The sequence below is a fragment of the Bradyrhizobium sp. STM 3809 genome (assembly GCF_000239795.1).
Taxonomy (GTDB): Bacteria; Pseudomonadota; Alphaproteobacteria; order Rhizobiales; family Xanthobacteraceae; genus Bradyrhizobium.
Map to the genome: position 1 here is coordinate 1 of NZ_CAFJ01000270.1, position 9,935 is coordinate 9,935.

The 9,935-nt window shown below is 65.7% G+C and carries 11 protein-coding genes; 4 read left to right on the forward strand and 7 right to left on the reverse strand.

All coding sequences use genetic code 11. The features are described from left to right. The 7 genes from BRAS3809_RS15220 to BRAS3809_RS15250 all read right to left on the reverse strand — a co-directional run. A partial coding sequence (locus BRAS3809_RS15220) for an amidase family protein (protein ID WP_035656372.1) occupies window positions 1-523 on the reverse strand: 523 nt, incomplete at its 3' end. A 6-nt stretch (window positions 524-529) separates the two neighbouring features. Further along, window positions 530-853, reverse strand: a complete 324-nt coding sequence (locus tag BRAS3809_RS15225) for an AtuA-related protein (RefSeq protein ID WP_008963007.1) — start codon at window positions 851-853, stop codon at window positions 530-532. Between the two features lie 71 nt (window positions 854-924). Beyond that, the gene (locus BRAS3809_RS15230; RefSeq protein WP_008963008.1) at window positions 925-1,644 is read right to left on the reverse strand and encodes an ABC transporter ATP-binding protein; all 720 of its coding nucleotides are present in this window, start codon (window positions 1,642-1,644) and stop codon (window positions 925-927) included. Beyond that, entirely contained in the window at window positions 1,634-2,365 is a 732-nt protein-coding gene (locus BRAS3809_RS15235) for an ABC transporter ATP-binding protein (RefSeq protein ID WP_008963009.1), read from the reverse strand. The genes BRAS3809_RS15230 and BRAS3809_RS15235 overlap by 11 nt, the downstream gene beginning before the upstream one ends. Next, window positions 2,355-3,275, reverse strand: coding sequence for a branched-chain amino acid ABC transporter permease (locus BRAS3809_RS15240; protein WP_008963010.1), 921 nt, complete (start codon window positions 3,273-3,275; stop codon window positions 2,355-2,357). Before BRAS3809_RS15240 ends, BRAS3809_RS15235 begins: the two co-directional genes overlap by 11 nt. After that, window positions 3,268-4,194, reverse strand: a complete 927-nt coding sequence (locus BRAS3809_RS15245; protein WP_008963011.1) for a branched-chain amino acid ABC transporter permease — start codon at window positions 4,192-4,194, stop codon at window positions 3,268-3,270. The genes BRAS3809_RS15240 and BRAS3809_RS15245 overlap by 8 nt, the downstream gene beginning before the upstream one ends. A gap of 40 nt (window positions 4,195-4,234) precedes the next feature. Continuing rightward, window positions 4,235-5,479 carry an amino acid ABC transporter substrate-binding protein gene (locus BRAS3809_RS15250; protein ID WP_008963012.1) on the reverse strand — a complete coding sequence of 415 codons (1,245 nt, stop codon included), beginning with the start codon at window positions 5,477-5,479 and terminating at the stop codon, window positions 4,235-4,237. 210 nt (window positions 5,480-5,689) lie between these two features. On the opposite strand from BRAS3809_RS15250, the gene BRAS3809_RS15255 reads away from it, so the two are divergent. From BRAS3809_RS15255 to BRAS3809_RS15270, 4 genes are all read left to right on the forward strand, one after another. Then, on the forward strand, window positions 5,690-6,103 hold the full coding sequence (locus BRAS3809_RS15255) for a Zn-ribbon domain-containing OB-fold protein (protein ID WP_008963013.1): 414 nt from the start codon (window positions 5,690-5,692) through the stop codon (window positions 6,101-6,103). A 4-nt stretch (window positions 6,104-6,107) separates the two neighbouring features. Continuing rightward, entirely contained in the window at window positions 6,108-7,247 is a 1,140-nt protein-coding gene (locus BRAS3809_RS15260) for a thiolase C-terminal domain-containing protein (protein ID WP_008963014.1), read from the forward strand. A 110-nt stretch (window positions 7,248-7,357) separates the two neighbouring features. Beyond that, on the forward strand, window positions 7,358-8,272 hold the full coding sequence (locus tag BRAS3809_RS15265; protein WP_008963015.1) for an SDR family oxidoreductase: 915 nt from the start codon (window positions 7,358-7,360) through the stop codon (window positions 8,270-8,272). A 126-nt stretch (window positions 8,273-8,398) separates the two neighbouring features. Next, window positions 8,399-9,514 carry an SMP-30/gluconolactonase/LRE family protein gene (locus BRAS3809_RS15270; protein WP_008963016.1) on the forward strand — a complete coding sequence of 372 codons (1,116 nt, stop codon included), beginning with the start codon at window positions 8,399-8,401 and terminating at the stop codon, window positions 9,512-9,514. Window positions 9,515-9,935: the final 421 nt, after the last annotated feature.

A 9,935-nucleotide genomic window follows, 5' to 3' on the forward strand; every position in this document is an offset into this window, starting at 1 on the left:
GCGCGCCATAGGCCATGCGGTCGGCGACGGAAACCGCGGCGCCCGAGGACGAGCCGCCGGGCACGTAGCCTGTCTCGCGCTTCCAGGCGCTCTTCGGCGTGCCGTAATGCGGGTTAATGCCGATGCCGGAATAGGCGAACTCGGTCATGTTGGTGCGGCCGATCACGACGAAGCCCGCCCGGCGCAACCGCGCCACGGCCGGCGCATCGGCCTCGGCCGGCGCGGAATCCTCCAGCGCGCGCGAGCCGGCGCGGGTCACCTGGCCCTTGATGTCGAACAGGTCCTTGATCGAGACGGGAATGCCGGCATAGGGCGACGGCGCCGCCCCCGCCTTGCGCAGCGAATCCATGCCGTCGGCCGCCGCGAGCGCGGCGTCCTTGTCGACGTGGATGAAGGTGCGCTGGCCCTCGCCGGCGGGATCGGCGATGCGGGCGAGGCAGTCCTCGACCAGCTTGCGGGAGGTGGTGCGGCCGGCGGCGAGATCGTCGGCCAGCGCGGCGAGGGTCGGGTTGGCAGCGGTCATGGCATCCTATCGGGGGTCGGCGGCGTCAGCCGAGATATCGAGATCGAGCAGCGCGGAGCTCAGCGACTTGCCGTGCGCGTCCAGCGCCAGCGAGCGGGTCACCCCGCCGCCGAGCGCCCGGCTCATCACGAAGTTCAGCGCCGCGATGTTGGGCAGCTCATAGCGGACCACCTCGCCGTGGACAATGCCGGCAAAGTGGTCCCTGACCCGCTCCGCCGTCACCTCTGCGAGCAGCAGCGGATAGTGCCTGGGGTCGTAGGCGATGACCGAGATGTTCGAAGTGTCGCCCTTGTCTCCCGTCCGCGAATGGGCAATGTCACGCAGCTTCATGGATCCCGCCTCGACCGATCGCGGCAGCTTACACATGTCGGCTGCGGGCGCCCATCCACTCGATACGCGCCTCAGGTCAGCCCGAAATAGGCCCGCCGCAGGGCCTCGTTGTCGCTCATTTCGGCAACCGTCCCGGAAAAGCGGATCCGCCCGCCCTCCAGCACGAAGACGCGGGTGGCGACCTCCAGGAAGCCGATGTTCTGCTCGGCCACCAGCAGCGCGATCCCGCGCTCCTGCAGCCCCCGGATGATGCGGATCACCTCCTTGACGAACAGCGGCGACAGGCCGGCCGACGGCTCGTCCATCACCAGCAGCCTCGGCTCCGCGGCGAGCGCCTTGGCGATGCCGAGCATCTTGCGCTGGCCGCCGGACAGGCTCGAGGCCGGGTTCCTCCGCTTGTCGCGCAGCACCGGGAACAGCCGATACATCTCGTCGAGCCGCGCGCCGGCGTCGGCATGACCGAGCGCCTGCGCGCCGATGCGGATGTTCTCCTCGATCGAGAGGTCCGGAAACACGGCGAGCTCGGACATGTAGGTCATGCCTCGCCGCATCCGGTCGCTGGATCGCATCGCGGTGATGTCGGCGCCGCCGAGACGGATGTGTCCGCGGCGCGCCGCGATCAGGCCGACCAGCGATTTCAGGAAGGTGGTCTTGCCGGCGCCGTTGGCGCCGAGCAGCAATACGGTCTCGCCCGGCCGCACATCGAGGTCGACGCCCCACAGCACCTGCATGGTGCCATACGCCGCGTCGATCGCCGACGCCTGGAGCAGCGGCTGCAGGTCAGCGGGCATGCTCGCCTCCCAGGAACACCTCGATCACCTGCGGTTCCTTGACCGCGGCAGCGAGCTTGCCTTCGAAGATGTCCCGTCCGGCATTGAGCACGATGACCCGATCGGTGATCTGCTCGATGAAGCCCATGAGATGCTCGACCACGATGATCGCCATGCCCGCCGCCGCCAGCGCCTTGATGCGCTGCGCGATCCAGTCGAGCTCGGCCGGATTGAGGCCGGCGGCGAGTTCATCCAGCAGCAGCAGGCGCGGCGCGGTCGCCAGCGCCCGCACCAGATCGAGCATCTTCTGCTGCGCGCTGTTGAGGTCGGCCGCGGGTCTGGCCGCGACCTCGCCCAGCCGATAATCCTCCAGCAATTGCGCCACCGGCGGCGGCGCCGTCCGGGCGCGGCCGTAGGCCAGCGCGACGTCGACGTTCTCGCGCACCGTCAGCGACATGAACGGCTTCGGCACCTGGAAGGTGCGATTGATGCCGCGATGGACCAGCCGGTGCGAGGCGAGGCCGCCGATCGGCTGCCCCTCGAACCGCACCTCGCCGCCATCGGGCGCATAGAGCCCGGAGACGACGTTGATCGCGGTGGTCTTGCCGGATCCGTTCGGCCCCACCAGGCCGAGGATTTCCCCCGGCGCGACATGAAAGCTCAGACCATCGAGCGCGTGAAAGCCGCCGAACCGCTTCACCAGCCCGGCGACGTTCAGGATGGGTGCGGCGTCAGGGGACATGCCAGCCCCTTCTCGTCGCCAGCGACATCAGCCCGGCCGGCAGGAACAGCACCAGCCCCATGATCAGAAGCCCATAGATCAGCTGGAAATATTGCGGCGTCGTGAAGCCGATGAGGTTGTAGACGCCGTACAGGATGAGCACGCCGACGATCGGACCCAGGATGGTCGCAACGCCGCCGAACAGCGCGAACACGATGGCGAAGATCGAGAACTCGCCCGAGAACACGTTGTCCGGATAGAACACCGAGACGTACCAGGCATAGACGCCGCCGGCGAGGCCGGCGACCAGCGCGGAGGCGAGCCACGCCACCATGCGCATCCTGACCACGTCGACGCCGGCCATGGCGGCGCTGACGGGGTCCTCGCGCACCGCCTGCAGCGCCAGGCCGAAGCTCGAATTGCGCAGGTACACGACTGCGCCGAGCGTCAGCGCCAGCACCACGAGCGCGGCCTCATAGGCGAGCGTCGGATTGAACGTGCCCGTCAGCGACACGCCATAGGGCCCCTTGGTGATGCTCTCCAGCGCCGGGTTCGCCACGAGATGCAGCACGGCCAGCGAGGCGGCGAGATTGGCAATCGCGAAATAGGCGCCGGTGAGTCGCAGCAACGGGGTGAGCAGCAATCCGAGCACAACGCCGACAACGCCCGCAGCGAGCACCGCCAGCGCCGCCGGCATCTGCAGATGCATGACCATGATGGCGAAGCCATAGGCGCCGGCTCCGAAGAAGCCGACATAGCCGAACGGCAGGTAGCCGGTGAAGCCGTAGATGATGTTCACGCCCTGCGCCAGAATCAGGAAGATCACGAAATTGAACAGCAGGAGATGATTCTGGTACACGGCCGGCGCCACCGCAAAGACGGCGAGCAGCGGCAGGACGATCAGCAGCAGATGCTTGACGAGCTTAGGCAACGCGCACCCGCCTTCCGAGCAAGCCGCTCGGCCGCAGCAGCAGAATGAGGATCAGCAGCACATAGGGCAACAGATCGGCCCAGGAGCTCAGATAGGTCTGCACCAGCATGTAGCAGACGCCGTAGACGATGCCGCCGAGCGCGGTGCCGAGCGGATTGCCGAGCGAGCCGAGCACGACGATCGCGAACGACGTCACCGTCGCATCGGCGCCGAATGCGGGCGTGATCGATCCGAACATGAACGGCGCGAACACGCCGGCCATCGCGGCGAGCCCGAGCCCTATTCCGAACGCCGCGGCCGACACCCGATCGACGTCGATGCCGGTCGCGAGCGCCTCGTCGCGGCGCGACATCACCGCGCGCGTCAAGGTGCCGAGCCGGGTCCGGTAGAGATAGACATAGACGAGCCCGATCGCGACCAGGCTCGTCGCCGCCGCGATCACCCACGGCGCCGGAAAACCCTGGCCGAGGATATGGATCGGCCCTCCCGGGCCGGGCTTGCCGCCGAACCACTTCACCCTGATCGTCGTGAAGACCGTGCCGAGCAGGCGGCTCTGGATCGAGCGCTCGCTGGTGCCGGCGAAGATCGTGGTGATGGCCTCGATCACCTGCGACAGGCCGAAGAACAGGATGATCGACAGCATCTCGGGATTGGACGCGCCCTGCAGCCGCGGCACCAGGACGTAGTACAGCGCCAGCCCGGCCAGCACGAACACGACGAAGGCGAGCGGCACCGCGAACAGCGGATCGACGCTGGCGAGCGTGACGACGCCGAGCGCGATGAATCCGCCGAGCATGATGATGTCGCCATGCGCGAGATTGACGATGCGCATGACGCCGAACACCAGGTTGAGCCCGATGCCGACCAGACTGAAGTAGAGGCCGAACAGGACGCCGGCCACCAGCGCATAGGTCAGCATCAGCCGGTCCGCTCCTGTCGACGCGCCCGCCCCGCCTCGCTCATGGCGCGGGGTAGACCGGCTTGCCGGTGGCGGTCTCGTGCGGATAGATCGACACGAACTTGATGTGGCCGTGCTCGTCGAGCTTGAGCTGCCCGAGCGGCGTCAGCTCGCCGATCTGGCCGCCCGTCTCGTCGAGCGCGAAGGTGCCGTCCAGCGTCTTGAGGTTGCCCGAGAGCGAGAACACGGCGCGGCGCAGTTCCATCTGGTCGAGCGATGTCGCGACGGAGAGCGCCTTCTCGATCACCAGAGCGGTGGTGTAGCCGGCCACGGCGTTGAAGCCGAACTCGACCTTGCCGTCGCCATATTTCTTGTTCCAGGCGGCGCGATAGTCCTTCATCGACATGCCGAACTCGACGGGATAGTCGATCTCGGAGGGCGGCACGTAGGTCCAGATGTGCTCGAGACCCTTCTCGCCGACATTCTTCTCCAGCAGCTCGGTTTCGAGACCGGCGTAGATCGAGAACAGCATCTTGAACTTGACGCCGACATCCTGGACGTTGCGCAGGAATGCGATGTCGTTCGGCGCGTATCCGAAATGGATCACGGCGTCCGGGTTGGCGTTCGCGATGTTGTTGATGATGACGGTGTAGTTGGTCGTCTCGGTCGGCACACCCTGGTCGTAGACGATCTCGATCGGCGCGCCGGATTCCTTGACGAATTTGCGGAACGCGTTGGCCTGGGTCCCGGTGAACTCGTTGGTGGCGTAGAGAATGGCGACCTTCTTGATGCCGAGCGCCGGGCCGTCATGGGTGACGAAATCGGCAACCGGCTTCGGCCAGACCGTGGAGACCGGGTCGGCCATCAGCGCGATGTAGGGATTGTCCTTGGAGAAGAAGCTCGCCCCCGTGCCGGTCTGGTCGAACAGGAACATCTTGTGGTCCCGGGCGATCGAGACGGCGGGTGCCGTCAGCACCGAGCCCGAATCGGCCACCAGCAGGTCGACCTTGTCCTGGGTGATGAGCTGGTTGTACAGCGTCGAGGCGGTGGCGGTGTTGCTCTGGTCGTCATAGGCGACGAGCTTGATCGGGATCTTCTTGTCGAAGGCCTTCACATAGACGCCGCCATCGGCGTTCTTCTGCTCGACCCAGAGCTTGATCGCGCTGTGCACGGGCATCGAGATCGAGGCGTACCGGCCGGACGAGGCGTAAAGCGTGCCGATCTTGATTTCGGCCGGAGCGTCAGCGGCGAACGCGGCTCCTGCCCATGCCAACCATGCGGCCAGCACTGCGGATATCCTGAGCATGGCAACCTCCCGAATTTTCGTCTGGCGGCAATTTGAACCGCATTACCGCGGCTCATGCTCCAGTCTTGTTCTTGTGTGCAGGCCGGAATGGATGGCATGCAAGCGCACTGATGGACCGTTGACGCCGAATAGTCAAATGTCGCATCACCTTAACTAAGAAACGAACGCAACGGAGCGGGCTGTTCCGCTCCCCGGAGGAGATCACCGGAGATGCCCGAGCCGATGCGCGCACGCCCCAAGCCGACGCCAGAGACGCAGCATTTCTGGGACGGCACACGCGCCGGCGAATTGCGCCTGCAGCGCTGCGATGCCTGCGCCCATGTCTACTTCCCGCCGCGGCCATTCTGTCCCTCCTGCGCGAGCCGCAAGGTCAGCGTCTTCACGGCCTCGGGGCGCGGCACGCTGTACAGCTACGTCATCAACCACCGCCCGGCCGCGCCCGGCTTCACGCCGCCTTACGCGATCGCCGTCGTCGCGCTGGAGGAAGGCCCGCGCATGATGAGCAACATCACCGGCTGCCCGCAGACGCCCGAGGCGCTGGAGCTCGACATGCCGCTCGAGGTCACCTTCGAGAAGCTCGACGAGCAGATCACCCTGCCCCTGTTCCGTCCAGCGAAGGGCTGAGCCGATGCGCCAGAACCAGGTTGCCGTCGTCGGCGCGGCCGAGACCACCGAGCTCGGCGTCATCCCGAACATGTCGCAGATCCAGCTGCATGCGGACGCCGCGCTGAACGCGATCGCCGATGCCGGGCTCAAGCTGTCCGACATCGACGGCTTCGCCACGGCGGTCGAGACGCCGCAGCAGATGTGCCACTACCTCGGCATCACGCCGACCTGGGTCGACGGCACCTCGGTCGGCGGCTGCTCCTTCATGCTGCATGTCCGGCACGCGGCGGCTGCGATCGAGGCCGGGCTGTGCAAGACCGTGCTGATCACCCATGCCGAGAGCGGCAAGTCGATGATCGGCAAGCTGCCGCGCTCGATTCCCGCCGACAGCCTGCAAGGCCAGTTCGAGGCGCCGTTCGGCGTGTACGGCCCGCCCAGCATGTTCCCGATTCCCGTGCTGCGCTACATGAAGACCTACGGCATCACCCATGAGCAGCTCGCGATGGTCGCCGTCGTGCAGCGCGAATGGGCGGCGAAAAATCCGCGCGCCATGATGAAGGATCCGATCAGTGTCGAGGACGTCCTGAACTCGCGCATGATCGCCTATCCGTTCCGGCTGCTGCAATGCTGCCTCGTCACCGACGGCGGCGGCGCGCTGATCCTCACCTCGGCCGATCGGGCGAAGGATTTTCCGCGCAAGCCCGTGTACATTCTCGGCACCGGCGAGAGCGTGGAGACGCCGATGGTCAGCCAGATGGAAACCTTCACCTCGTCGCGCGCCTTCAAGGTCGCGGGCCCCCTCGCCTTCAAGGAGGCCGGCATCACGCATGCCGATGTCGATCACCTCATGATCTACGATGCCTTCGCGCATCTGCCGCTGTTCGGCCTCGGCGATCTCGGCTTCATGCCGCATGAGGAGACCGGCCCGTTCATCGCCGCCGGACACACCCGGCCTGGCGGCAAGCTGCCGCTCAACACCAATGGCGGCGGCCTGTCCTACATGCATTCCGGCATGTACGGCATGTATGCGCTGCAGGAGAGCGTGCGGCAAATGCGCGGCATCGCGCCGGCACAGGTGCCGAACGCCAAGATCTCGGTATGTCACGGCGTCGGCGGCATGTTTGCGGCGTCGGGCACGATCATATTCACGAATGAGAGATAGTCAGCCTCGTCATTCCGGGGCGGTCCGCAGGACCGAACCCGGAATCTCGAGATTCCGGGTCTGGTGCTTCGCACCATCCCGGAATGACGGCGCAAAACAGGAGAAGACTCATGACCAAATCGCTCCAGGACAAAGTCGTCATCGTCACCGGCGCCGGCCGCGGCATCGGACGTGAGATCGCGCTGCTGTGCGCCGCCGAAGGCGCCAAGGTCGTGGTCAACGATCCCGGCGTCGCCTCGGACGGCTCGGGCACCAGCGCCGCACCTGCGGAAGAAGTGGTGGAGGAGATCCGGAAGGCTGGCGGCACGGCGGTCGCGAATTTCGAGAGCGTGTCCGAGGCGATCCCCGCCAGCAAAATCGTGAAGGCGGCGACCGATCATTTCGGCCGGCTCGACGGCGTCGTCAACAATGCCGGCATCCTGCGCGACATGATCTTCCACAAGATGAGCATCGAGGCGTTCGAGGCCGTCATCAAGGTGCACCTCATGGGCTCGTTCTATGTCGCGCACTCCGCGGCGCGGCTGTTCCGCGAGCAGGAGAGCGGCTCCTTCGTCCACTTCACCTCGACCTCCGGCCTGATCGGCAATTTCGGCCAGGCCAACTACGCCGCCGCCAAGCTCGGCATCGTCGGCCTGTCGAAGTCGATCGCGCTCGACATGGGCCGCTTCAACGTCCGCTCCAACTGCGTCTCGCCGTTCGCCTGGAGCCGCATGATCGGCACCATCCCGGCGGAGACGGAGGCGGAGAAGGAGCGCGTCGAGCGCATGAAGCGGATGGGACCGGAGAAGATCGCACCTGTGGTCGCCTATCTGCTGAGCGATGCCTCGAAAGACGTCACCGGCCAGATCTTCGCGGTGCGCATGAACGAGATCTTCCTGATGGGCCAGTCGCGTCCGCTGCGCTCGGTGCATCGCGGCGAAGGCTGGACGCCGCAGACCATCGCCGAGCACGGCATGCCGGCGCTGAAGCCGTCGTTCTACAAGCTCGATCGCTCCGCCGACATCTTCGGCTGGGATCCGATCTGAGATTGCATCGCGCAAAAGTTTGCTTGCAGCGCACACACTCTCAAGTTGTTTTTTGTTGAGCTGTCCCGCTGAATGCCATGATTTCGTCGTATGATCGCCTCCCAACAAAAAACTGGGAGGACAATCATGACACGGTCTCAACACGACAACGTCAAGGATTCGCCGGCCGGAGCTGACGGCTTCGACCGGCGCACGCTCCTCAAGGGCGCGGCAGGCTTTGCCGCCGCTGCAGCGGCAGTGTCGCCTGCCATGGCCCGCGACTACGGGCCGGGCGCACCGCCGGAACGTTACCCCGACCCGGACATCGTCGTGATCGACGACAAGCGCTTCAAGGCCAAGGTCGGCAACACCACGATCAAGCGCCTGTTCACCGGCTGCCTGTGGGCGGAAGGGCCGGCCTGGAACACGCAGGGCCAGTACCTCGTCTGGAGCGACATCCCGAACAACCGTCAGCTGCGCTATCTCGACGACGACGGCCACATCTCGCAGCAGTTCCGCAAGCCCTCCAACGAGTCGAACGGCAACAGCTTCGACTACGAGGGCCGGCAGATCTCCGCCGAGCGCACCCGCCTCGTCCGCTTCGAGCACAACGGCACGGTGACGGTGCTCGCCGAGCAGGCCAACGGCAAGCCGCTCAACGGCCCCAACGACATGGTCGTCAATCCCGCCGACAAGTCGATCTGGTTCACCGATCCCGGCTACGGCTCGATCAATCTCTACGAAGGCCAGAACGTCCGCAACGGCTCCAACCAGCCGTTCCAGAAGGAAGCGGTCTATCGCGTGGACGCGCAGTCCGGTGCGGTGACCAAGGTGGCCGACGAGCCGTTCAAGCCGAACGGCATCGCCTTCAGCCACGACTACAAGAAGCTCTACGTCTGCGACACCGGCATCACGCACTATCCGAATGCGAAGAACGTGATCTGGCAGTACGACATCAACGGCGACAAGCTGTCCAACCCCAAGGCGTTCATCGACATGGCGCTGGACGGCAGGTCGGGCTTCGCCGACGGCCTGCGCGTCGATATCGACGGCAACATCTGGGTCGGCGCCGGCTGGGTCGGCGAAGGCTATGACGGCGTCCACATCTTCGCACCCGACGGCGTCCGTATCGGCCAAATCAAGCTGCCCGAGATCTGCGCCAATGTCTGCTTCGGCGGCAAGAAGCGCAACCGCCTGTTCATGACCGCAAGCCAGTCGCTGTATGCGGTGTATGTCGAGACGCAGGGCGCGCATATCTGTTAGGTCGATCGACGCGCAGCTTCGGCGGCGGAGCTCGGCCCCCGCCATGAACACGCTGCTGGCGTGTTCATGGTCCGGTGCAGTGCCCTTCTCGGCTCTCGACCCTCATGGTAAGGAGCGCCGCAAGGCGCGTCTCGAACCATGAGGCCCGAGTAGCGGGCCTCGCCCTTCGAGACGCCGCCTGCGGCGGCTCCTCAGGGTGAAGGTCGAGGATCGTGAGCGGAGCAGCAATCCTATAACGAGACCGGCAGTTTCGTCCCTCTCCTTGGGCGTGCGGCTCGAGGCACGACCGGCCAGGAGAAAACCGACGCCATTCTCAAAAACAAAAATCTCTTGCCATTATTCCGAATTAATGGTCTTCTCCCGCCATCCCGCCTCATGCAAGGGGCGTAGCGCGCGATCGTCACGACACGCGAGGCGGGGA

Bases quoted from the DNA above. Each gene is read 5' to 3' on its own strand.
- BRAS3809_RS15235 (WP_008963009.1), bottom strand. From the start codon at position 2,365: ATGTCCCCTGACGCCGCACCCATCCTGAACGTCGCCGGGCTGGTGAAG.
- BRAS3809_RS15230 (WP_008963008.1), bottom strand. From the start codon at position 1,644: ATGCCCGCTGACCTGCAGCCGCTGCTCCAGGCGTCGGCGATCGACGCG.
- BRAS3809_RS15255 (WP_008963013.1), top strand. From the start codon at position 5,690: ATGCCCGAGCCGATGCGCGCACGCCCCAAGCCGACGCCAGAGACGCAG.
- BRAS3809_RS15260 (WP_008963014.1), top strand. From the start codon at position 6,108: ATGCGCCAGAACCAGGTTGCCGTCGTCGGCGCGGCCGAGACCACCGAG.
- BRAS3809_RS15225 (WP_008963007.1), bottom strand. From the start codon at position 853: ATGAAGCTGCGTGACATTGCCCATTCGCGGACGGGAGACAAGGGCGAC.
- BRAS3809_RS15245 (WP_008963011.1), bottom strand. From the start codon at position 4,194: ATGCTGACCTATGCGCTGGTGGCCGGCGTCCTGTTCGGCCTCTACTTC.
- BRAS3809_RS15270 (WP_008963016.1), top strand. From the start codon at position 8,399: ATGACACGGTCTCAACACGACAACGTCAAGGATTCGCCGGCCGGAGCT.
- BRAS3809_RS15250 (WP_008963012.1), bottom strand. From the start codon at position 5,479: ATGCTCAGGATATCCGCAGTGCTGGCCGCATGGTTGGCATGGGCAGGA.
- BRAS3809_RS15265 (WP_008963015.1), top strand. From the start codon at position 7,358: ATGACCAAATCGCTCCAGGACAAAGTCGTCATCGTCACCGGCGCCGGC.